General features: G+C 68.4%; 19 protein-coding genes. 9 read left to right on the top strand and 10 right to left on the bottom strand.

Features of this window, described 5'->3' with window-relative positions; translation table 11 throughout:
* Window positions 1-29 precede the first annotated feature (29 nt).
* Together CEF10_RS10715 and CEF10_RS10710 are read right to left on the bottom strand one after the other, a co-directional pair.
* On the bottom strand, window positions 30-779 hold the full coding sequence (locus CEF10_RS10715; protein ID WP_157933007.1) for a glycosyltransferase: 750 nt from the start codon (window positions 777-779) through the stop codon (window positions 30-32).
* Window positions 779-2,665, bottom strand: a complete 1,887-nt coding sequence (locus tag CEF10_RS10710; RefSeq protein WP_157933006.1) for a hypothetical protein — start codon at window positions 2,663-2,665, stop codon at window positions 779-781. The genes CEF10_RS10715 and CEF10_RS10710 overlap by 1 nt, the downstream gene beginning before the upstream one ends.
* Before the next feature lie 224 nt (window positions 2,666-2,889).
* Here CEF10_RS10710 and CEF10_RS10705 point away from each other — a divergent pair, with 224 nt between their 5' ends.
* Window positions 2,890-3,558 carry a sulfotransferase family 2 domain-containing protein gene (locus CEF10_RS10705; RefSeq protein WP_101068164.1) on the top strand — a complete coding sequence of 223 codons (669 nt, stop codon included), beginning with the start codon at window positions 2,890-2,892 and terminating at the stop codon, window positions 3,556-3,558.
* A 19-nt stretch (window positions 3,559-3,577) separates the two neighbouring features.
* Here the strand turns inward: CEF10_RS10705 and CEF10_RS10700 are convergent, their stop codons facing one another.
* Window positions 3,578-4,255, bottom strand: coding sequence for a sulfotransferase (locus CEF10_RS10700; RefSeq protein ID WP_101068163.1), 678 nt, complete (start codon window positions 4,253-4,255; stop codon window positions 3,578-3,580).
* A complete protein-coding gene (locus CEF10_RS10695; RefSeq protein WP_198586184.1) occupies window positions 4,252-6,081 on the bottom strand; it encodes a DUF4422 domain-containing protein in 1,830 nt (609 codons plus the stop codon). Before CEF10_RS10695 ends, CEF10_RS10700 begins: the two co-directional genes overlap by 4 nt.
* Window positions 6,082-6,411: 330 nt before the next feature.
* Between CEF10_RS10695 and CEF10_RS10690 the strand changes: the two genes are divergently transcribed.
* The 3 genes from CEF10_RS10690 (at window position 6,412) to CEF10_RS10680 (ending at window position 8,642) form a co-directional block, all read left to right on the top strand.
* The gene (locus CEF10_RS10690) at window positions 6,412-7,569 is read left to right on the top strand and encodes an NAD-dependent epimerase/dehydratase family protein (RefSeq protein WP_101068161.1); all 1,158 of its coding nucleotides are present in this window, start codon (window positions 6,412-6,414) and stop codon (window positions 7,567-7,569) included.
* Between the two features lie 25 nt (window positions 7,570-7,594).
* Window positions 7,595-8,332 (top strand): phosphoadenylyl-sulfate reductase, encoded by a 738-nt coding sequence (locus tag CEF10_RS10685; RefSeq protein WP_101068160.1) that lies wholly within the window; start codon window positions 7,595-7,597, stop codon window positions 8,330-8,332.
* 115 nt (window positions 8,333-8,447) lie between these two features.
* Complete coding sequence (locus CEF10_RS10680) at window positions 8,448-8,642, top strand: hypothetical protein (RefSeq protein ID WP_101068159.1); 195 nt, start codon at window positions 8,448-8,450, stop codon at window positions 8,640-8,642.
* Window positions 8,643-8,653: 11 nt separating this feature from the next.
* Here the strand turns inward: CEF10_RS10680 and CEF10_RS10675 are convergent, their stop codons facing one another.
* Entirely contained in the window at window positions 8,654-9,376 is a 723-nt protein-coding gene (locus CEF10_RS10675) for an RlmE family RNA methyltransferase (RefSeq protein WP_101068158.1), read from the bottom strand.
* Between the two features lie 3 nt (window positions 9,377-9,379).
* Window positions 9,380-10,489: a Ppx/GppA phosphatase family protein gene (locus CEF10_RS10670; RefSeq protein ID WP_101068157.1), complete on the bottom strand. Its 1,110-nt coding sequence runs from the start codon at window positions 10,487-10,489 to the stop codon at window positions 9,380-9,382.
* 233 nt (window positions 10,490-10,722) lie between these two features.
* On the opposite strand from CEF10_RS10670, the gene CEF10_RS10665 reads away from it, so the two are divergent.
* From CEF10_RS10665 to CEF10_RS10655, 3 genes are read left to right on the top strand one after another with little or no spacing between them, the layout of a single operon-like run.
* Entirely contained in the window at window positions 10,723-11,019 is a 297-nt protein-coding gene (locus tag CEF10_RS10665; RefSeq protein ID WP_101068156.1) for a virulence factor, read from the top strand.
* A gap of 26 nt (window positions 11,020-11,045) precedes the next feature.
* The gene (locus CEF10_RS10660; RefSeq protein ID WP_101068155.1) at window positions 11,046-11,984 is read left to right on the top strand and encodes a methylenetetrahydrofolate reductase; all 939 of its coding nucleotides are present in this window, start codon (window positions 11,046-11,048) and stop codon (window positions 11,982-11,984) included.
* Window positions 11,985-11,994: 10 nt separating this feature from the next.
* Entirely contained in the window at window positions 11,995-13,065 is a 1,071-nt protein-coding gene (locus tag CEF10_RS10655; protein WP_101068154.1) for a methyltetrahydrofolate cobalamin methyltransferase, read from the top strand.
* Window positions 13,066-13,133: 68 nt separating this feature from the next.
* Here CEF10_RS10655 and CEF10_RS10650 read toward each other — a convergent pair whose 3' ends face one another.
* Window positions 13,134-13,739 carry a response regulator transcription factor gene (locus CEF10_RS10650; protein WP_101068201.1) on the bottom strand — a complete coding sequence of 202 codons (606 nt, stop codon included), beginning with the start codon at window positions 13,737-13,739 and terminating at the stop codon, window positions 13,134-13,136.
* A 228-nt stretch (window positions 13,740-13,967) separates the two neighbouring features.
* Here CEF10_RS10650 and CEF10_RS10645 point away from each other — a divergent pair, with 228 nt between their 5' ends.
* Window positions 13,968-14,486: a molybdopterin-dependent oxidoreductase gene (locus tag CEF10_RS10645; protein WP_232796472.1), complete on the top strand. Its 519-nt coding sequence runs from the start codon at window positions 13,968-13,970 to the stop codon at window positions 14,484-14,486.
* Window positions 14,487-14,543: 57 nt separating this feature from the next.
* Window positions 14,544-17,066, top strand: a complete 2,523-nt coding sequence (locus tag CEF10_RS10640) for an ATP-binding protein (RefSeq protein WP_101068152.1) — start codon at window positions 14,544-14,546, stop codon at window positions 17,064-17,066.
* A gap of 19 nt (window positions 17,067-17,085) precedes the next feature.
* Here the strand turns inward: CEF10_RS10640 and CEF10_RS10635 are convergent, their stop codons facing one another.
* Genes CEF10_RS10635 through CEF10_RS10625 form a run of 3 tightly spaced genes read right to left on the bottom strand, consistent with a single transcriptional unit; the run spans window position 17,086 to window position 21,243 of the window.
* The gene (locus CEF10_RS10635) at window positions 17,086-18,186 is read right to left on the bottom strand and encodes a lipocalin-like domain-containing protein (protein WP_101068151.1); all 1,101 of its coding nucleotides are present in this window, start codon (window positions 18,184-18,186) and stop codon (window positions 17,086-17,088) included.
* The gene (locus tag CEF10_RS10630) at window positions 18,176-20,590 is read right to left on the bottom strand and encodes an FtsX-like permease family protein (protein ID WP_101068150.1); all 2,415 of its coding nucleotides are present in this window, start codon (window positions 20,588-20,590) and stop codon (window positions 18,176-18,178) included. The genes CEF10_RS10635 and CEF10_RS10630 overlap by 11 nt, the downstream gene beginning before the upstream one ends.
* Window positions 20,587-21,243, bottom strand: coding sequence for an ABC transporter ATP-binding protein (locus CEF10_RS10625; protein WP_232796471.1), 657 nt, complete (start codon window positions 21,241-21,243; stop codon window positions 20,587-20,589). Before CEF10_RS10625 ends, CEF10_RS10630 begins: the two co-directional genes overlap by 4 nt.
* Between the last annotated feature and the right edge of the window lie 84 nt (window positions 21,244-21,327).

The raw sequence follows: 21,327 nt of genomic DNA, 5'->3' as shown, positions 1-21,327 counted from the left end.
ATGCATCGCGCCGGCGCCGGGACCGTCCGTCATTGTTCGCGGCCAAGCGCGCCGATGCGGTCTATGGCCAAGGGCTCGATCGAGCGCAGGATCGACTTTCGCCCGCGGCTTTCGGTCACCAGGGAGGCATCGCGCCGGCGCTTGAAGATGATCGTGTCGCGCGCCGAGACGTGGCGCCACCCGGCTGCCATCGTTTCCACGCTGAACTGCCAGTCCTGGAATGACAGGCCGTTGGGGATGTCGCGGTGCACATAGGGGATATCCAGGTGCGCCTCGCGCGGCGCCATGCACAGCGAGTCGTAGTAGTTGGTGAAAGCGAAGTGATGCGGCGAGAACAGCGGCGAGTCCTGATCGATCTTGACGAAAACGGAATTCTCGCCGTCGAACAGCCAGTTCAGTTCCGGATGCACGATCAACCTGTCGCCGGTCGTCTCGGCGTCGACCAGCAGCCTTAGGCCCTCGCGCAGCCAGTTCTCGCTGAACAGGTCGTCGGAATCGAGGAACGCGATGTGACGGCCGGCGCATTTCGGCACGACCTCGTTGCGGGTGCGCCCGAGATCCCCCTGCGCGATGTCCCACCGGTCCCAGTGGTCGAATGCGGACTGGTGGAAATACTCCCGGCACGCGTCCGTCGCGTTGTCGAGGGCGATGATGCACTCGACGGTGAAGCCTGCGTCCCGCGCCGCCGCGACGGCCAGGTCGGCGGAGCGCATGGTGGGCCCGCAGACGGTCGTCTCGTTGTGGGCGGTCACCACCAGCGAAAGGTCGGTCCCCGGCATCAGCATCCCTCCTTTTCGAGGATCGGTTGCAGCGCGACGTGAAAGGCATCCGGGTTGCGCGCGGCGAGAACCGAGTCGCGCAGCTTGCGCGCGCGGGCCCTGGCCTCGTCCCGATCGGCGACCAGCGCCGCAAGGGCGTTGGCAAAATCATCGGCGGCCGGCGCGACGGCGTCACCCGTCCCTTCGGCAGCCCAATAGAACCCGTCCGCCAGAAGCACGCTGTCGGAGGCCCCGGTACGCGCGGCGATCGGCACGGCCGCGGCCGCGGCGTCGATCAGGTGCGGCGGCACGTCCTCGCGGGGACCGGTGTGCAAAAGCGCGGTCGCCGCGGCCAGATCGCGCGCCGACAGGTCGTCGACAGACCCGGCCCACGCCACATTTTCCGGCAGGGGGCCCGGCGGTTCGGGCGCCTCGGGCGCGTCGGTGGCGAACAAGCGGAAATCGGCCTGTGGCATGGCGCGCGCCACCGCCAGCGCGACGTTGACTTGCCGGGGCGTGGTCACCGGCCCGGCCCAGAGCACGCGCGGCCGGCCGGCCGGCTCCTGCCGGTCGTCCGCGGCACGCGCGAGGGCCGGATCGGGCCACGACGGCAGGAAGATCACCTGCTCGCGCCACGCGTCCGGTATCCGGAAACGGTCGAGCAGGCTGCGCGTCAGGTGCCGGCAGTCGCTGCACACCCAGGAAACGAATTCCATGTGCCTGTAGAAATTCGTCAGCGCGGCGCCGGTTTCCCGGCCCAGGTAGGTGCGGCCGGCCGGCACGAGGCAGGTCACGATGGCGGAACTCGCCGCCAGGGCCCTGCCGTGGCTGACCAGCAGTTCGTCGAAGCTGCGGCTGTCGGCGTTGAAGATCATCCGCGGCTGCAGCGAGCGGACGAATTCCAGAAGAACACGCTGGCTGGCCCAATCGGGAAATCGCCCGGCATGTTCTGGATAATCGGGTATCATCGCGCCGAAATCGATGTGCCGGACACCCTCGGGCAGTTTCCCCTTGGGCACCCGTCCGCCCGGCTGGGTGCTGATGACAACGATTTCCTCGCCGCCCATGCGCGCTGCAAGTGCCTCGGCGAGGTGGCGGTCCATGCGGCGCGCCTGGTGTGTTCCGAAGCGATCCGTCACCACCACGGCCCTGGCGCGGCGCAGGCCGGCCTTTTCCTGAAGGGCGTGCAGGAAAGCGATCCGGCCGACCGACAGCGGGTTGTTGAAGGGCGGCACGCGCACGCGCAACGCCTGCGTCCAGGACTGCGCCACAAGCGGGTCGATCTCGGCGGCCTTCGCGGCCATCCGCCCGAGTTCGCCGTGCTCCAGGCGGTGGCGCAGGTCATCATGCGTAGCCACCAGCGCATCGCGCGTCTCGGCCGGCCTGGCGCCCAGCATGTCGCTCAACGCCTCGAAATCCGGCATGGGAAATCCGTGATATCCCTTCGCGCGCCCTTCGGTGACATAGTGATAGAAGGGGTTGATGCCGCGCTTCTCCACCTCGGCGTAGCGTTCGCTGTACGCGCGGGTGGAAAACACCGGTGACGGGTCGCGGCCCTCGGCCGCACCGGCCCGGATATAGTGGGCGACGGGATCGAATTTGTGATGCGCGATATCGGGATACCGGCTGAAATAGAAGGCGGCGTCGAACTCGGGCTTGATCGCGTCGTAGATCTCGCGATTGCGCCTGGGCCCAGGCGCATCTTCGGCCGCACGGACCAGCGCATCGAGCGTCGCGCCGTAATGGCGGGCATCGCCGCCTTCGCCCCCGGCCATGATCCGCGCGAACGCCTCGGCGATGCTGGCGCCCCCGGACCGGGGCGGCAGCCCGACGAGCGCACGGCCCCTGCGATCAAGGCCGAGGGCAATCCGCTTGCCCATTGCAACAAAATCGGCGGATCTGGTCATGTCGAAATTCCAAGAACGGTAATGGCGGTTTTTGCGGACGCAGCGGCGCGTCCGCCGCCGGCGTGACCTACCCCAATGCCCGGCGAATGTGTAGGGGTTTCTTCGGCAACCGGAGCCTCGGTCACGGCGTCGCCGTGGGGAACAAGCCTTGCCAACCGCCTTCTCGGGCCGTCTTGATGCCGGTGCCGCGATAGGGTAGCGGAAATCAACGCAAGGAGATCCTTATGACCGCGATTCTCGCCAAACACGGTCTTGCCTACATTTCCGTCCCGAAGGTGGCCTGCACCTCGATCAAGCGCTTCTTCTTCGAGATCGAGAACGGTCGTCCTTTCCAAGGTTTTCGTGCCAACGGGAAGAATTACAACATTCACAAACTATACCCGGGAAAGTCCTTCGATGCACTGCCAGCACGGCAGCTGGCGCCGCTGCAACGCTTCACGGTCGTGCGTGACCCGATTGCTCGCTTCTTGTCCTGCTACGGCAACCGTGTCGGCTTTCACCGTGAACTCAACAAGAAATGGTTGGGGGAGAAGGGACGCGATCTGGGGCTGAAGCCCAACCCTGACGTTCATACCTTCATTGAAAGGCTCGAGGATTATCTATCGGTGAGCCGGCCTGTCTGGTGGCATTGTCGACCCATGGTCGACATCCTCGGGACCGATCCGGAGTACTACACGAAGATATTCGATATCTCCGAGATCGAGGATTTCCGCAGCACTGTTTGCAGTATGACAGGCGGCAATGCGCAGATCGGGCGCCACCAGACGGGAGGCGAGAAGATACCCCGCGACGAATTGACAGGCGACGAAATCAGCTTTCTTACGGACTATTACAGCCGCGACTACGAGGTGTACGGTCAATTCCTGGGTGCGGCCAAGGCCGAAACCGCCTGAACCGACACGCGCGTTCGGCTCAGGCCTGTCGTGCCACGTTGCTGACGGGGAACGCCACGCCGGGGTCCGGAACGCCGTAGAAGGCACACAACGGGCCGAAGTTGTCGAGTTCTTCCATGTCGAGTTCCAGGCAATGGTCGGGGAAATCCTCGGCCAGGCGGCGGAACTGCTGGTACTTGCGGCGGCGACGCTTGCGCAGCTGGTTGAGTTTGTTTTCCGGGTCCGTTTCCCACATGTGGTGGCTGGTGTAGGTCTCCGGGTGGGTGACCTCCCAGTGGCGCACGCTGGCGGCCCAGTCCTTGAATCGCCGCTTGACCCAGATGAACCGCGCCTCGGGCGCGATCGCCTTGCGGATGAAGGGATGAATGTGCGCGTGTCCCATCGGCGCGTCGGAAAAGACGTCGAAGGCGGCGATCTCTTGGGTGAACTCCAGCATCGCCTCACGCACGCGGTCGCCGTTTTCGGCCAGGAACTGCCTGGCGCCGACCTCGCGGCCGACCGAGCGGTTCATGCGCGTGAAAAGCGGCCTGAAACGTTTCATCAGGCCGGGGCGATACTTCATGTCGCGCTCACCCACGCCCAACATCACGAGGGCCTCGCCCAGAGAGGTCGTCCCCGTCTTGTAGATCGAGGCCGCGATATGCACCGGGCGCGTGATCCGTCCGTGCTGCACGTATGCCGTCGGCTGGGGCGTCATCCTTTCTCCGAGATGAATTTCATGTTCCGGTAGAGGTAAAGCAAGGGCGTGCGCAGGCGCGGGTGGCTCAGCGCAAGCGACTTGCCCGCCGCGCGGAGACGTTCGCGTGCCCGGCGGCGGCGCGGCTTGCCCGCCTGGAGCCCGGCCACGACCGATCCGTAGAACGGCGTGCGCGCGAGCGCCTGCCAGTAATGATGCGCGAAGGGCACCGCCGTGTCCTGCCACGGCTTGTAGTCGCCCGCGGCGTAATGGATGATGAACGGGTCGGCTTTCGCGGCCATGGCCTCGGCATGGTTCTGCCTGGGCACGCGGGCGTACCCGGCGGCGGCGGTGTTGAACACGTTGTAGCGCGCGGGCAGCTTGTAATAGCTGTCCTTGAAAAAGCTGTTGAGCAGATCCTGGTCGCGGAACAGGTAACGCGCCCGTTGCGCCATCTCGGTCAGCTGCCGTCCGGTCGCGGCCGCATCCATTGCCTTGAAATTCAGAAGGAGGACGCCGGCGTTGAAATACCGGGCGATGTGCCGGTCCTGCAGGCCCAGCACGTCCCGCTGGTAACGATAGAGGTCGGGCACCTTCGGATCGATCGTCGGCGTCGGGCCGGTCAGCGTGCGCGTCATGATGTAGTCGGGCACGGCTGCGACCTGCGCGTCGCCGATATCGGTGTCGAAGATCTCGGCCACATCGCCGCGCACGATGATGTCGACATCCAGGTAAAGCAGGCGGTCCAGCCGGGGCAGCAGTTCGAACAGAAGGAACCGGTTGTAGGTGGCATTGGAGGGCGCGCGCGTCGCCGACCGGTAGCTGCCCTCGAAATGGCGGCCGGCGTTGATCTCGTGCCAGGTCGTGTTGGGATGCCCGTCGAGGACAGTGCGCAGGATCTCCAGCTCGTAGGCCGGCACGTCGGAATGCAGGAAGAAGAAGTTGTACCGGCGCACCGGGTCCGCGTGATCGAGCAGCGTACGCAGCATGGCCGCCGCGTGGGGCACGTAGGCCGCGTCAGCCGAAAACGCGATGTTGACCTGCGCCGCACCGTTCAGACGCTCGTTCACGGTATACGGAAAGGTCAGCGCGCCGCCTGTGTTTACGATGTTCGCCCGGCGCACCTTCAAGCCGGTTTCCTCACGCTGCACCCGGCGGACAAAGACGGTGAGAAGCCGCTCCGCGACGAAGCCCAGGTAGCGGCACTGGTACGGGTTGTAATTGTCGCGTTCCACGTCTGCCGCCTCGACCTTGCCGAGAATGTCGAACAGCCACGCGCAATACCGATCGAACAGGTCGCGCCGCATCAGGAACATGTTGCCCAGCAGCAGAGCCCTGCCCTCGACGACGGCGTCGAAATCCTTCAGCATCTCGGGATGGTCCCGCGCGATCACCTCTCGCGCGATGTCCAGATCCTGGGGCTGGTGACGCTTGGCGTAGTTGTCGCGCACGCTCATGCCCATGACGTGTTCGGGCGGCAGCACCATGTCGACGTCTTCGGCCTGCGCCAGCCAGTCTTCCGTCGCCGCGAGGTAGTCGTCGATGACGAACCTTTCGGCGAAAACCTCGGCCTGCGCGGCGGCCCACTGACCCGTGAAATCCAGCACCCGCCGGTAATGCATCAGGCCGATGTGCGTGCTTTCGCGATCGTTCCTCCACGCCCAGTAGAGCGCGGTCAGCTCGCAGTAGCGAGGATTGGTGTCCGAGATGTTGTCGCCCGTGTCGTCCCCGATCATCCCCTCGAGAACCTCGGACGCTCCGGCCCGGCCGACCTGGATGGGCTGCACGGACGCGCTTTTGAGCAAAGACGCCGGCTTGTGATAGGCCGTGTAAAGCGTGGCTTGCACTGTGCAACCTTTTTTCATGGAAATGCGCGAACCGACGGAGCTGTCCGATAGCAAGGGGGTCTGCGCATTGTCAATCAGTTGGCCGACACCGCGCCGTGCTGGTCGCGCCGGCCCGTCGAAGCTGCGTGCGCGGGCCCGAGCCCGGGTTGGCGGACTCCCGCTCATCCCGGGGCCCGCACCTGGCGGACGCCCCCTGTCAGCCCCTTGTGTGCAACGGGAACGCTGCGATCGCCGGAACCGGGCCGCGGATGCGTCGTAAAGCGTTTGCCTTGCGAATAATCGCCGCGTATAAGGCCGCTCGATTGAACGACTGCCAAGGAGCTGGTGAGCATGAAGATCATAATTCTGGGCGGGGACGGATTTTGCGGGTGGCCCAACGCCCTGTACCTGTCCAAGCGCGGCCATGACGTAATCATTGTCGACAACCTTTCGCGCCGCGAGATCGACCTCGAGCTGGAGGTCGACAGCCTGACCCCGATCCGCCCGATCGGCGAACGGCTGCGCGTCTGGAAGGAACTGACCGGCAACGAGATCAAGTTCCACAACTTCACGGTGGGCGAGCATTACCACCGGCTGCTCACGCTCATCCAGGACGAGAAGCCCGACGCCATCATCCACTTCGCCGAGCAGCGCGCCGCGCCCTACTCGATGAAGTCGCCCGCCCACAAGCGCTACACCGTGAACAACAACCTCAACGCCACCAACGACGTGCTCGCCGCGATCGTGGAATCTGGGCAGGACGTCCACCTCGTCCACCTCGGGACCATGGGCGTTTACGGCTACGGCACGGCAGGCATGAAGATCCCCGAGGGTTATCTGAAGGTCACCGTCGACACCGAGCACGGCCCGACCGAGCAGGAAATCCTGTATCCGGCCAACCCCGGCTCGATCTACCACATGACCAAGACGCAGGATCAGCTGTTCTTCCACTTCTACAACAAGAACGACGGCGTGAAGATCACCGACCTGCATCAGGGCATCGTCTGGGGCACCCAGACGGACGAGACCCGCATGGACGAGCGCCTGATCAACCGGTTCGACTACGACGGCGACTACGGCACCGTGCTCAACCGGTTCATCATGCAGGCGGCCGTGGATTACCCGATGACCGTCCACGGCACGGGCGGCCAGACCCGCGCCTTCATCCACATCCAGGACACCTGCCGGTGCATCGAACTGGCGCTGGAGAACCCGCCGCAATCGGGCGAGCGCGTGAACATCCTCAACCAGATGACCGAAACGCACCGCGTGCGGGAACTCGCGCAGATGATCCATGACAAGATGGGCGCCGAGATCGCCTATCTGGAAAACCCGCGCAACGAGGCCGACGAGAACGACCTGCACGTTGCCAACGACCGGTTCCTCGGCCTCGGGCTGGAACCGATCAAGCTCGACGACGGGTTGATGGAAGAGGTCAAGGACATCGCCGAGAAGTACTCGGACCGCTGCGACACGACCAAGATTCCCTGCGTGTCGCTCTGGCGGTAACGCGGGACCCGGGCCGCGGGGGACCATGACGACGTTCGAAACCAACTCCCGCATCGAACTGCAGGACCGGGCGCACGGCTTGTGCGCCCGGTACGACGGGGAAACGGCCGAGGGCACGCTGAACGGCGTCCTGCGGCAGGATTTCCCCGGCCGGGTGGGGCTCGTCTCTTCCTTCGGGACGGAAGCGGCCGTGCTTCTGCACATGGTGGCGCAGATCGATCCCTATACGCCGGTCATCTTCCTCGACACCTGGAAGCACTTCCCGGAGACGCTCGCCTATCGCGACCAGCTCGTGGAACAGCTGGGCCTGTGCAACATCCAGAACGTGACGCCGCGGCCGGCGGGACTGCAGGCCGACGACCCCGACGGCGACCTGCACGCGCGCAACCCCGACCTGTGCTGCCACGTCCGCAAGACGCTGCCCATGCTGCAGGCGCTGCGCGCGCTCGACTGCTGGATCACGGGGCGCAAGCGCTACCAGGCGGCCACCCGGACCGAGCTTTCCCTGTTCGAGGCACAGGATCGCTGGATCAAGGTCAATCCGCTGCTCGACTGGACGTCCGGGGACGTGGCGGACTACTATCAAACGCATGACCTGCCCGCACACCCGTTGAAGGCGCAGGGCTACCCGTCGGTGGGCTGCGCGCCCTGCACACGGGCCGTCGCCCCCGGCGAAGACGCCCGTGCCGGCCGCTGGGCGGACAGCGAAAAGACCGAGTGCGGCATTCACTTCGAGAACGGCAAGCTGGTGCGGGGCGGTTGAACCGCGTCAGCCAGGCCACCGTCCAACGCCCGCGCATCGCCACGAACGCGCCATCACGCTGCCCGATTCCGGGGCCAATCTGCTTGCCAGGGGGCCGCAGGAACGGGATGCGGGAATGTCTGTGGACGCAATGGGGGAAACCGCGCCGCGCCACGCGCGGCTGTTCGAACTGATCCGCCAGCGCGACGAGGCCGAGCGCATCGCGAGCCGCACGGCCGACAGGCCCGCGCCGGACCCGCAGGACCTCCGCGCTTTCGCGCGACAGGCGGCCCGGTCGTTCGACGCACGCCCCCGTGAGACGGCGCGCTGAGCGGCACGCGCCTACTGGCGCCCGCGAAACCCGGTGGCCACCACGAATTTCTCGGAACTGTCGGCACGCGACGCGGGCGGCTTGACGTTGACGACGCGCGTGAAGGCGCGCTTCAGCCGGGCCTGCAGCGTGCTGTCGGCCCCGCCCTCGAGGACCTTGGAAACGAAGGTGCCGCCCTCGTCGAGCACGTCGAAGGCGAAGTCCGCCGCGGCCTCGCACAGCGCGACGATGCGCAGGTGATCGGTCTGCTTGTGCCCGGTGCTGGCGGCGGCCATGTCGGACATCACCACGTCGGCGTGCCCGTCCAGCCACGCCTTCACGCGGTCGTCGGCGCCCTCGTCCATGAAATCCAGCTGGTGGATCTCGCAGCCCGCGATCGGCTCGACCGCCTGCAGGTCGATGCCCAGAACCCGGCCCTGCGCCTTGCCGGGCTTCTCGCCAAGGGCGTTCACGCGCGCGGCCGCGACCTGGCACCAGCCACCGGGCGCACAGCCCAGGTCCACGACGCGCGCACCGGGGACGAGAAACCGGTACTTGTCGTCGAGTTCGAGGATCTTGAAGGCGGCCCGGCCGCGATACCCCTCCTCCCTGGCGCGCTTGACGTAGGGATCGTTGAGCTGGCGCTGCAGCCAGCGTGTCGAGGACGGCTTGCGCCCCCGGGCGGTGCGGACCTTCACGGTCAGATCGCGCCGGCCGCGCCCCGAGGTATTGCCGCTCTTGCGTCCGCCCGCCATGTCTCAGTCCTCGTTGTCCAGAACGCCGGCGGCGGTCATCTGCGCATAGAGCATGCCCTCGCGCAAGCCGCGGTCGGCCACCGACAGCCGGTCGGTCGGCCAGCACCGCAGCAGGGCCTGCAGGATCGCCGCCCCCGACATGATCAGCGCGTGGCGGTCCGTGCCGATCCGCGGGTCGCGCCGCCGCCCCGCGGGCCCCAGCGCGAGGTAGGACCGGATCACCTTGTCGATCTGGTCGGACGTCATGCGCAACCCGTCCACCTTGTTGCGGTCGTAGCGCCGCAGGCCAAGGTGGCTGGCCGCCACTGTGGTGACGGTCCCGCTGGTGCCGATGATCTGGAACCCGTCGCGCGGGGGTTCGTCCTTGTAGGGTGCGAACTCGGCGAGGTTCTCCTCGAAGAACCAGCTCATCAGCGCGAAGCGCGCCGCGTCGTCCTCCACGTCGTGGAACTGGTCGCGCAGGGTGGCCACCCCGAGCGGCACGCTGATCCAGTCCACGACCCGCGCCGTGGGCAGCCCGCCGGTATCGGCGTAGAACCCAGCGTGCAGCCGCATGATCGCGCGGGCGCGCTCGCGGCGCGGCACACCGGTCAGGTCGATCCAGACCAGTTCGGTCGAGCCGCCGCCGATATCGACCACCAGCAGCTGGTCGGTCTTGCGGCTCACCAGCGGCGCACAGGAAACGACCGCCAGCTGTGCTTCCTCCTGCGGGGTGATGAGATCGAGCTTGAGCCCCGTTTCACGCCGGACGCGATCGAGGAAGGACGCCCCGTTGGCGGCGCGCCGGCAGGCCTCTGTCGCCACCAGGTGCATCCGCTTGACGTTGTGCCGGCGCAGCTTCTGCCGGCACACCTGCAGCGCGTGGATCGTCCGCCCGATCGAAGCGCGCGACAACCGCCCGCTGCGTTCCAGGCCGGCGCCCAGCTGCACCGACTTGGTGAAGCTGTCCACGACCTGGAACTGACTGCCCTCGGGCCGGGCAATCAGCATGCGACAACTGTTTGTCCCCAGGTCCAGCGCCGCGAACAGGTCGGCCGGACGGGGCGATTGCGATACGGGGCTCTCGACCGCCTTGGGGAGAGCGCCGGCACCGCCAGGACGCTTGGGCGCCATGAGCTCACGCCCTCCATTTCGAGTTACCACGAAGGTAGGGCCTCGACCGGTCATGCGCAAGCACCCCACGCGCACGGCATCGTGACGCCGCGGCGGGCCGGGACGGGGGTTGCAGAGCCGGAACTGCGCCATCACGTCGCAATTCGTCGCATGACGAGTCCTTTCTGTCGAAAATCGACCCTGCAGGCGCAGGTTGCTGGATTAGAGAGGGCGCGGGACAAGAGGAATCAGCGATGGTTGACGTGACAATCGTGTACTGGCGGGACATCCCGGCGCAGGTGATCGTCGGCAAGGGACGTCGTGGCGCCAAGAAACAGCTGCCCGAACGTTTCGAGCAGGCCATCGACCGCGCCGCAATGAAGGTCGGCGCCGGCGACACCGACGCGTACCTGGCCGAATGGCGCAAGGCCGCCCCCTACCCGGTCGAGGGTGACGCCGCCGACGTGGCCGAGGCCGAAGCCGCGCGCCTGGATGCCGAGTACGACCAGACCCGCCTCAAGACCCTTATCGACAACGACGGTTGGGCATGACCCCCGCCAGACTATGGGAGGCCGCGATGGCTTTGCTCAATTTCAAGAAGCGTGACACGGCCGTCGCCTCGGCGCCGAAGCCGCTGAATCCTCAGGTCGAGGCCTTCCTCGAAGGCTATTCCATCGAGGTGATGCCGCGGACCGCCGAGAAGGTGGAAAGCTTCCGCGACCTGCTGCCCGAGGGCACGCGCGTCTACATCGCCCACATCGAGGGCACCCCGATCGAGGACATGGTCGCCACCGCCAAGCGGCTGACCGACGAGGGCTACCCGGCGATGCCGCATTTCCCCGCGCGCATCATCAAGGACCGCGCGACGCTCAAGGACTGGATCGACCGGTACAAGGGCGAGGCGGGCGTCGAGCAGGCGCTGGTCATCGCCGGTGGCGTGAGCAAGCCTCACGGGGAATTCCACAGCTCGATGCAGCTTCTGGAAACCGGCCTGTTCGACGAGGCGGGCTTCAAGCGGCTGCATGTCGCCGGCCACCCCGAGGGCAACCGCGACATCGACCCCGACGGCGGCACCGCGACGGTGGACGAGGCGCTGCAATGGAAACAGAGGTTTTCGCAGCAGACCGACGCCGAGATGGCCATCGCGACGCAGTTCGCCTTTGACGCCGACCCGATCATCGAATGGGCCGACCGGCTGAAGGCGAACGGCATCACCCTGCCCGTCCACATCGGCATCGCGGGGCCGGCCAAGCTTCAGACGCTGATCAAGTTCGCCATCGCCTGCGGCGTGGGCCCGTCCTTGAAAGTGCTGCAGAAACGCGCGATGGATGTCTCCAAGCTGCTGCTGCCCTACGAGCCGACGGAAGTGGTGACCGCGCTGGCCGAGCACAAGGCCGCGAACCCCGATTTCAACATCGAGCACGTCCACTTCTTCCCGCTGGGCGGCATCAAGACAAACGCCAACTGGGCGATCGAGAACGGCGGCCGCGCAGGCGTGCCCGCCAACGCATCCTGAAGGAGGGACAATGACCCGCACTGTCGTCGAGAGCAAGACCAAGACCGCCGTCCTCGGGTTCGACGAACCGTTCTGCGTGATCGGTGAGCGGATCAACCCGACCGGGCGCAAGAAGCTCGCCGCCGAGCTTGAGGCGGGCGATTTCTCCACCGTCGAGGCCGATGCCGTCGCACAGGCCGCGGCCGGGGCCAACGTGCTCGATGTCAACGCGGGTGTCGTCTACAACTCCAACCCCAACCCCAACGAGACCGAGCCGCCGCTCATGACCCGGATGATCGAGCTGGTACAGGGGCTCGTGGACCTGCCGTTGTGCATCGACAGTTCGGTGCCCGAGGCGCTGGAGGCCGGCCTGCAGGCCGCACACGGCCGCCCGCTGCTGAACTCGGTCACGGGCGAGGAGGAGCGGCTGGAGGCGATCCTGCCGCTGGTCAAGAAATACAACGTGCCCGTGGTGGCGATCTCCAACGACGATACCGGCATCTCCGAGGATCCCGAGGTGCGTTTCGCCGTCGCGCGCAAGATCGTCGAACGCGCGGCCGATTTCGGCATCCCCGCGCATGACATCGTCGTCGACCCGCTGGTGATGCCGATCGGCGCGATGGGCAGCGCCGGCCAGCAGGTGTTCACGCTGGTGCGCCGCCTGCGCGAGGAACTGGGCGTGAACACCACCTGCGGGGCCTCGAACATCAGCTTCGGCCTGCCCAACCGGCACGGCATCAACAACGCCTTCCTGCCGATGGCGATGGGCGCGGGCATGACCAGCGCCATCATGAACCCCCTCAAGCTGCCCGTGAAGCAATCGGAGATCGAGGCCAAGAAGGCCGAGGCCGCCGCCGCCGGCATCGCGGTCCCCGAGGACATCGACGACGAAACTTTCTGCCGGCTGTTCAACCTCGGCTCCACCAGGCCGCGGCCGGGCTCCGAGATGGAAGCGATCCGCGCCGCGAACTTCCTGACCAACAACGACCCCCACGGCGGCGAGTGGATCAAGTTCAACAAGGCGCCGCCCAAACCGGGCGAGGAAGCCGCCGGCGGGCGCGGTGGCCGCGCGGCCGCGCGCCGGCGCCGCCGCAGCGCCTGATCGGCCACCCTTCGATGACCAGCGCCCCGCCACCCCGGCGGGGCGTTTCCGTTCCGGCGAAGCGCGATTCAGGCCAGCCCGATGTCGCGCGCCAGCATTGCCGCGTGGGTGCGGTTGCGCGCACCCAGTTTGCGCGACAGCGTCTTGACGTGCAATTTGACCGTGACTTCCCGGATATCGAGATCGCGCGCGATTTCCTTGTTCGACTTGCCTTCGGCGAGGCCGCGCAACACGTCCGATTCGCGCGGGGTCAGCGTCACCCCCTCGCCTGCCGGGCCGGGGCCCAGCAGTTCGGCATCGGGCATGTAGCTTTGTCCGACCAGCATCCGGCGCACCGCCCGCAGAAGCGACGCAGGGTCAAGGGTCTTGGGCAGAAAACCTGCCGCGCCGGCCGCGTGGACGCGCGCGGCGATCTCGCTTGTCGTCGTCCCCGAGATCACGGCCACGGGGCACGCGACCCTTTCCTGCATCCGTGCGAGCCCTCGAAGCGAATCCATCCCCGGCATCGCGTAGTCCAGCAACACGAGGTCGAAGGGCCCGCGCGACTCGCAGACCGCCAGCGCCGCGTCGAGCGTGTCGGCGCGGACCACATCGAATTTGCCCTGGTGTTCCAGATATTGCGCGATGGTTTCTCGGACGAGATCGTGGTCGTCCGCCAGCAATAGCCTGGTCATGGTGTCGTGCATTTTGGCATTCCGTCGCCGCGGGCCTGCGGCAGCGCGAGACGCAACAAAGAACATCCCGCGCGCGCTTGCAAGCCGATAGATGGCTCAATACGCTCGCTTTGCAAGAGCCCCGCGGTGCCCGCCGGCGTTTCGGCGGCGCGTTGCGATTGCGTTAAGGGACAGCCGATGCCAACCGGGTCCACCGCACATGTTCGTCCACCGTGTGCCCCACCGATCGTGCGCGCGTGGCACCGTTCCTTACGCGCGTTGCGGCGCGGCGTTCTCGCGCTTTGCCTCGCCGGGGCACCGGCGTGTGCCGACGACGGCCAACCCCGAGAGAATACCCGCACGCTGCTGCGCGTCGCGCTGCCGGGGGACGCCGCGCCGCGCCATTTGACCCGCGCCGATCTGCACGCCCTGCCCACGCGCAGTTTCCGCACGACCACCAACTGGACAGACGGCCCGCAGCGGTTCACCGGCGTGCCGTTGCGGGCCCTGCTCGAGGACCTCGGTGTCGGACCGGAAGCGACAATCGCCTTGCGCGCTCTCAACGGCTACCGCGTGGAGGCACCGGCGAACGCCCTGACCCGCGACGGGGCACTTATCGCGTACCTGCGCAACGGCACGCCTATGACGCCCCGCGAGAAGGGGCCGCTCTGGCTGGTGTTCGACTACGACTCCGACCCGGCCCTGCGCACCGAAACGGTCTATTCGCGCAGTATCTGGCAACTGGACGCCATGACGGTTTCGCGCTAGCACGCTGGTCGTGAAGAACACTCGGGACGACACGGCGTGAAAAGAAGGAACAGGGCGATGCGGTGGCTGGCCCGTCGGCGGGTGCAGTTGGCCCTGTTCGGCGGGGTTGCGCTTGTCTCGCTGGTGATCACGACCGTCCTGACCCTTCAGGTCTTTTCGCGGCTCGACACCTACGGCAGCACCGACACCGACAACATCCAGTGGACGATGGCGCAGCTCGAGGTCGAGCAGGCGCGGCTGATCAACGCCATAGATCGCCTCGACACGCCCGACGCAGAAGCGATCGACGCGGTGCGCGTGCGCTTCGACATCTTCTACAGCCGTCTGGACACGCTGCGCAACGGCCGCACCTACCGCCAGGTCCTTGCCGGCACGCCCGCGGATGCGCAGCTCAAAGACATATGGCAAACCCTGCCCCGGATCGCGGCGATCGTGGACGCGGACGCCTCCACGGTGATCGCCAACCGGGATGCGTTGCGCACCGCCGTCGCGGAACTGACCGACGAGATCAGGCAACTCTCCAGCGCGGGCATCGGCCTCTACGCGGCGCGCACCGACGCCGAACGCGCCGGGCTTACATCGGCGCTTGTCCGGCTGACCGCGATCAGCGGTCTGATGCTGGTGGCATTCCTGGCGCTGCTCGCGCTGCTGTGGCAGCTTTACAAGGTCTACCGCCGCCGCGCGTTCGAGAACCGCGTGACCCTCAACCGGCTCGCCACGATCCTTGACACCTCGCAGGACGCGATCCTCGTCGTCGACGCGGCGGGGCGCATCCGGGACGTGAACGGGGCGGCGCGCGCGCTTTTCTGCCTCGCCACGGCCTCCGCGGACGGCACGCGCGGGGATGTCGGTCAGATCCTCGCACGACGGGCCGCCGACGGAACCGTCGCGCCGGTCACCGGCGCGCAACTCTTCGCCGCCTGTGACGCCGGGCCGAACCGTTGCACGAACCTGACGGCCCTGGGACGCGACGGGTGCATGTTCCCCGCGGAGCTTTCGGCGAACCGCACGGCCCGGGGCGGCGAGGCCGTGTGCGTGTGCTTCATCCGCGACATCTCGCAACGGCTCGACGCCGAGGCCGAGATGCAAGCGGCCCGCGACCGCGCTCGCGCCGGCGAACGGGCCAAGGCCCGTTTTCTTGGCATGATCAGCCACGAAATGCGCACGCCCCTCAACGGGCTTCTCGGGTGCCTCGACCTGCTGGGCGAAACCCGGCTGACGGGCGAACAGCGCCGCTATGCGCGCCTTATGCAATCCTCGGGCCAGCTTTTGCTGGGCCGCATCGATGACGCGCTGCAGGTGGCGCGCGATGACCACGACCGCCTGAGCCTGACCGAGACCGACTTCGACCTCGGCACTGTGGTGTCCGGGGTGATCGAAGAGCAGCGCCCCGCAGCCGAGGAGCGCGGCAACCGCATCGCGCTGCTGACACCGAACGCATCGGTCGGCCCCGTGCGCGGGGACCGCGACCGCCTTCAGCAGATCCTGCTCAACCTGTTGTCGAACGCGGTCAAGTTCACGCAGGACGGCGAGATCACGATCGAGGTGCAACGCCTTGGCCCGCCTGACGCCCCCGACGACCGGGTGGAAATCCGTATCGGCGACACGGGCGTCGGTATCCGCCGCGACGAACTCGACCGTATCTTCGACGATTACGTGCGGCTCGGCGAGGCCGCGCAGGCCCAGGGCAGCGGTCTCGGCCTCGGCATCGTGCGCCACCTGACGGAGTTGATGGACGGCGAGATCGGCGCCGAGAGTGAACCGGGCGAAGGCAGCCTGTTCTGGGTCCGCCTGCCTCTGCCGGCCGCCGGCGCCGCCGTGGCCGGCACGCCGGCAGGGCCGGTTGCCGCTGAAGGCGGCGCCCCGATGGACGTGCTCATCGTCGAGGACAACGCCGCCAACCGCTTCGTGCTGGAAGAGATGCTGCACAAGGACGGCCACCGTGTCACCGTCACCGCGGACGGCACGGCGGGCGTGGCACGGGCGGCCGCGCAAAGTTTCGACGTCATCCTCATGGACATCTCGATGCCCGGTCTTGACGGGGCCGATGCCGCGCGGCGCATCCGTGCCAGCGGCGGTGCATCGGCGCACGCCCGGATCGTGGCGATGACGGCACACTTCCGCCCCGAGGAGATCCGCGCATCGGATTTCGACGCCGTTCAGGCCAAGCCGGTGCGCCTGTGCGGCCTGCGCGCGGTGCTGGCGGGGCAAAGACCCGACGACCCGGTCGTCGAAAGCGGCGGCCCGGTGGATTTCGGTGTGCTTGACCAGTTGCGCACCGCCGGCGCCGCCGACGGGTTTTCGCTGCGCCTGGCGCAGTTCATCGAAGAGGGCGAGGCGCTGGTGCAGACGTTGCGCAACGTCGGCGCGGCTGCCGATCCGGAAATGGCGCGCCGGCTGCACGATCTTGCGGGCAGCGCGGCCGTGTTCGGCGCGCTCGCGCTGCGGGATGCGCTGGCGCGGGCGGAAGCCGCGCTGACCAAGGACACCACCGCGGAGGTGCGCGCGGCACTGATGCGCGTGCCCCCCGTCTGGGCGGCCACGCGCGCCGAGCTCGAGGCCTGCCGCCACGCGGCCTGACGCCCGCCCGGACGCGCTGTCAGTAGCCCGTCATCTCCAGGTACCCTGCGCCCGTGTGCGTTCCGGACACCGCCACCGGCCCTTCCCAGTAGGCGAAATTCAGGTCCATCCAGGCGTCCGGGTTGCGCGCGCGAAGCGTCACGTCAAGGTCGCGGGCCGGCGCCTCCACGCGCCACGCGACCGGCACCGTCCGCCCCGCGACCCGCGCCGTCCCACGCGGCGTCATGGCGATGTCCGGGCCGTGCATCGGCGTGGCCGTGCCGTCGGGCGCGATCCATGTGCCCGACAGGAAGGGCGGCCCGTCGCGGTCGCGCAGGCGGAAGGCCATCAGCTTTGCCCCGTCCTCCAGATGCAGCGAGATCCAGTCCCAGCCGCTCTGGCTTTCGGACAGCGGTTGCGAGGACCATTCGCGGTCCAGCCAGGCGCGGCCCGTGACGCCGACGTCGCCACCGGGCAGGGCCAGTGTCCCCTCGGCCCGGTAGAAGGGCTGGGAATAATAGTGGCTCGCCTGCCCGTCCTCCGACTTGACCGAGTAGCCGTCCCGGCCGTGAAACACCAGCGGCCCCTCGGCACGCAGGGTCAGGTCATAGCCGATCCGGGGCGTCGTGGCCGAGAGGCGCAGCCGGTCGAGCGCATCGGCCTCCGGCGGTGCGCCCTGCCCCTCGGCCGTCATCTCCCATTCGTCGATCCACGCGCGGAACGGGTCGAGCGCCACGCCGGCCTGCCCGATGCCACCGCGCGCCATGCGCTCGCCGTGGAAATGCGCGTCGGGCGTCGTGAGGCCGACATGACCGATCCAGACTTGAGGGCTGGTCCATCCCTCCTTCGCGCCCGGCGCCAGGGCCGAGCGGAACAGTGTCCACTGCACCCCGTATTGACGCCCGTCCGCGCCTTCGAGGTTGGCCGTCAGGTACCACCACTCGATCCGGAAGGCGGGATGGGCGCCGTGATCGCGCGGAAATTCGAGCGTCCTGTCGGGGTCCGGCAGGGCAAACCCCTCGGCCTCGGTGCCCAGCCCGGCGAACCCCTGCGCGGCCGCCCCCGCGGCAAGCCCCGCCACCAAGGCGCACACCGTCAGCGCCCGCCGCACCGCACGCAAGATCCACCTCTCAGCGTTCATTCGCGAAAACCTCCAGGAACCGCGCCGGGGTCATCCGCGCGAGCCGCCGGGCCGGGCCGGCCGCCGCCAGCGCCGCGGCCATAAACGCCAGCCCCAGAAGCCGCAGCCAGTCCAGCGGGAAGACCTGCATCGGCAGGCGCCAGCCGAAGGCCTGCACGTTGACCACCGCCAGCAGCGCCCAGGCCAGAAGCAACCCCACCGGCAGCGCCAGCACCGCCGTGAAGGCCGCCAGCGCCACGGTGCGCGCAACCTCCAGCCTGGCCAGTCGCCGCCGTGTCAGCCCCAGCGCCCAGACCGGCGCGAGCTGGGGCAGGCGCAGCGCGGCCAGCGTGGCGTGCGCGATCAGGATCGCCAGCGCCGCCACCCCCAGCGTGAGGATGTTCAGCGCGCCGGTAACTGCAAAGGTGCGGTCGAAGACACGCACGGAGGCCGCCTTGACCGCCGCGCGGTCGGTCACCGCCGCCGCGGGCACGCCGGTTGCCTCGGTCAGGGCCCGGCGCAGCCCGTCCGTGTCACGTTGCGGCACCCGCAGGGCGAAGCGCGTCTTTTCCACCGCCGGAAACAGCGCGGTAAGCTTGGCGTTCCCGGCAATCGCCTCGCCGCGCGGATTGCCGTAGTCGGAATAGATGCCGACGATCTCGGGGCGCCACCCGTCGAAGGGGGCCACGCGGTCGCCGACCCCCAGACCGCTGCGGTAGTGGAGTTGCTCGTTGATCAGGATGCCGGTGCCATCGGCCAGGCGGTCCCATGCCCCCGGCGCGGCGTCGAGCAACGGCCAGTTCTCGCGAAAGGTGCGATCGTCGGCCATGCCGTTCACCGCGACCGGGCGGCCGGCGATGCGCCCCTCCACCTCCCAGATCGGCAGCACGGCGCGTGCGCGACCGTCGAGGAACCGGCGCAGGCGATCTGCCTGCGCGGCGTCCTGCACGGTGACGTAGAGCTCGGCCGCGAGCCGCTGGTCCAGCCAGCCCAGGAAGGTCACCCGGAAGGACGCGACCATCGTGCCCACGCCCACGTTTGCCGCCAGCGCCAGCAGAAGCGCCATCAGCGCCATCGACAGCCCCGGGATCTGCTGCTGCGCATCCGCCCAGAACCACTGCCCCACCGGGCCGCGCGCGGCACGGCGGCCGACGGCCACCAGCAGCGACAGGACCGGCGGCAGCAAAAGCGCCGCCCCCAGCAGAAGCGCGCCAAGCAGCACGAACCCCGTGATCAGCCCGCTCCCCGCGACCGACAGCGCCGCCGCCGTTGCCAGCAGCGCGCCGCCCGCGGCGCCCTGGCTCCACAGGCGCCGCACCGTGCCCAGGGCCCAGGCGCGGGGGTGCGCGGCGGCCAGAACCGGCAACCGCGCGGTCCGCCACAACGCCTGTGCCGCCGCGACCAGCGTGCCGCCCACGGCCATGCCCATACCGGCGGCCGCCCAGCCGGGGCGGAACGTCAGCTGGCCCGACACCTCGGCACCGTAAAGCCCGCGCAGCGTTGCGGCGACGTCGGGCAGCAGCGCGGCCGCGACGAGATAGCCCAGCACCAGCCCGATCCCGCCGGCCAGCAGCGCCAGGGCCAGAAGCTCCGCCAGAACCAGCGTCAACAGGGACCGCAGCGGCAGCCCCAGCGCGCGCAGCGTGCGAAACAGCGGCCGGCGCTGCTCGAAGGCCAGGCCGATGGTGCCGTAGACGATGAAAAGACCCACCGCGAAGGACAACAGCCCGAACGCGGCCAGGTTGAGATGAAAGCTGCGTGTCAGCTGCACGGGGTCCATCCCGGCCCCCGGGGCGACGCGGCGCAGGTTTGGCGCGAGCTCCTCGAGCGGCGCACGCCGCACCGGTTGATCGGCCAGCACCGTCAGCCGCGTGATCTCTCCGGGCCGGCCAAGCAGTTCGTGCGCCGCACCGATATCCATCAGCAGCGTGCCGGGGGCCACGGTCTGCGAAGGGACAAGCCGTGGCAGCCCGGTGATCCCCGCCCCGCGCACCGCCTCGGCCGTCCCGGGGGCGGCCAGCGCGACGGCGCCGCGCAGCAGCGGCGCCGGGTCGCCTTCCCCGCTGCCCGTCTGCAGGCCGGCCCCGCCGGAAGGCAGGGTCAGAAAATCCACGCCCGTGACCGTGATGCGGCGGCCGTCCACCCGCAGGTCGCCCTCCAGCACCGGCGACACCAGCCAGCCGGCGCGGCGCAGCCGCACGAAGGTCTCGGTCGAGATCGGGCCTGTAGGCGCCGTGAGGCTGGCCAGCTGGCTGCCGCCAAGCATGCCCGCGGCCCGGGCGTAATTCGCGCGCGCCTCGCTGTTGATCGCCTGCACCGCCGACCACAGGGCGGTGGCCAGCGCCAGCCCCAGCACCAGCGCCGCAAGCTGGCCCGGCGCACGGCGCCAGTGCGACAGGATCGCGCCAAGGGCCGGCGCCGTCATGCCAGTTTTCCGTGCGACAGGTGCAGCCGCCGGTCCAGCCGCGCGGCCAGGCGCCCGGAATGGGTGACCATCATCACCGCGGCGCCCGTGTCACGGGCCAGCGCCAGCATGAGGTCGAGGACCGTCTCGCTGCTGTCCTCGTCCAGGTTGCCGGTGGGCTCGTCCGCGAGCAGAAGATCCGGCCCGGCGGCGAGCGCCCGCCCGATCGCCACGCGCTGCTGCTGGCCGCCCGACAGTTGCTCGGGATACCGCTCGAGGCAGTCCGACAAACCCAACGCCTGCGCCAGCTCCGCACAACGACCCGCCTGGTGGCGGCCCGCCAGCCGGGCCTGGAAGGCCAGGTTGGCGCCCGCGTCAAGCGAGGGGATCAGGTTGAACTGCTGGAACACCAGCCCGATCCGGTCCCGGCGCAGCGCTGCCGCGGCACGGTCGTCCCGTCCGGGCACCGGCTGCCCGTCGAGCCGGATGTGCCCGGAATCGGGGGTGTCGAGCGCGCCCACGAGGTGCATGAGCGTGCTCTTTCCGCTGCCGGATTCCCCTGTCAGCGCCAGCGCCTCGCCGCGCTGCAGCCCGAAGGATACGCCGCGCAGCACGTCCAAGCGGCCCGTCGCGGTCGGGAAACTCTTGCAAAGATCGGAAACGTCGAGAAACACGCGGCCCTCACCTGCCTGCCCGATATTCCGGGAAGGGTGCGGCGCGGGCGGGAAATGTCCACCCCCTCCGGAACGATTTGCCGC

Source organism: Roseovarius salinarum (genome assembly GCF_002834145.1).
In the GTDB taxonomy this organism is placed as follows: Bacteria; Pseudomonadota; Alphaproteobacteria; order Rhodobacterales; family Rhodobacteraceae; genus Roseovarius; species Roseovarius salinarum.
Note: the sequence above shows the minus strand (reverse complement) of the source record. Positions and strands in the feature narration are given on the sequence as shown.

Excerpts from the sequence above, each read along its gene's own strand:
- CEF10_RS10715 (WP_157933007.1), bottom strand. The coding sequence starts at position 779 with ATGCCGGGGACCGACCTTTCGCTGGTGGTGACCGCCCACAACGAGACG.
- CEF10_RS10710 (WP_157933006.1), bottom strand. The coding sequence starts at position 2,665 with ATGACCAGATCCGCCGATTTTGTTGCAATGGGCAAGCGGATTGCCCTC.
- CEF10_RS10705 (WP_101068164.1), top strand. The coding sequence starts at position 2,890 with ATGACCGCGATTCTCGCCAAACACGGTCTTGCCTACATTTCCGTCCCG.
- CEF10_RS10700 (WP_101068163.1), bottom strand. The coding sequence starts at position 4,255 with ATGACGCCCCAGCCGACGGCATACGTGCAGCACGGACGGATCACGCGC.
- CEF10_RS10690 (WP_101068161.1), top strand. The coding sequence starts at position 6,412 with ATGAAGATCATAATTCTGGGCGGGGACGGATTTTGCGGGTGGCCCAAC.
- CEF10_RS10685 (WP_101068160.1), top strand. The coding sequence starts at position 7,595 with ATGACGACGTTCGAAACCAACTCCCGCATCGAACTGCAGGACCGGGCG.
- CEF10_RS10680 (WP_101068159.1), top strand. The coding sequence starts at position 8,448 with ATGTCTGTGGACGCAATGGGGGAAACCGCGCCGCGCCACGCGCGGCTG.
- CEF10_RS10675 (WP_101068158.1), bottom strand. The coding sequence starts at position 9,376 with ATGGCGGGCGGACGCAAGAGCGGCAATACCTCGGGGCGCGGCCGGCGC.
- CEF10_RS10670 (WP_101068157.1), bottom strand. The coding sequence starts at position 10,489 with ATGGCGCCCAAGCGTCCTGGCGGTGCCGGCGCTCTCCCCAAGGCGGTC.
- CEF10_RS10665 (WP_101068156.1), top strand. The coding sequence starts at position 10,723 with ATGGTTGACGTGACAATCGTGTACTGGCGGGACATCCCGGCGCAGGTG.
- CEF10_RS10660 (WP_101068155.1), top strand. The coding sequence starts at position 11,046 with ATGGCTTTGCTCAATTTCAAGAAGCGTGACACGGCCGTCGCCTCGGCG.
- CEF10_RS10655 (WP_101068154.1), top strand. The coding sequence starts at position 11,995 with ATGACCCGCACTGTCGTCGAGAGCAAGACCAAGACCGCCGTCCTCGGG.
- CEF10_RS10650 (WP_101068201.1), bottom strand. The coding sequence starts at position 13,739 with ATGACCAGGCTATTGCTGGCGGACGACCACGATCTCGTCCGAGAAACC.
- CEF10_RS10640 (WP_101068152.1), top strand. The coding sequence starts at position 14,544 with ATGCGGTGGCTGGCCCGTCGGCGGGTGCAGTTGGCCCTGTTCGGCGGG.
- CEF10_RS10635 (WP_101068151.1), bottom strand. The coding sequence starts at position 18,186 with ATGAACGCTGAGAGGTGGATCTTGCGTGCGGTGCGGCGGGCGCTGACG.
- CEF10_RS10630 (WP_101068150.1), bottom strand. The coding sequence starts at position 20,590 with ATGACGGCGCCGGCCCTTGGCGCGATCCTGTCGCACTGGCGCCGTGCG.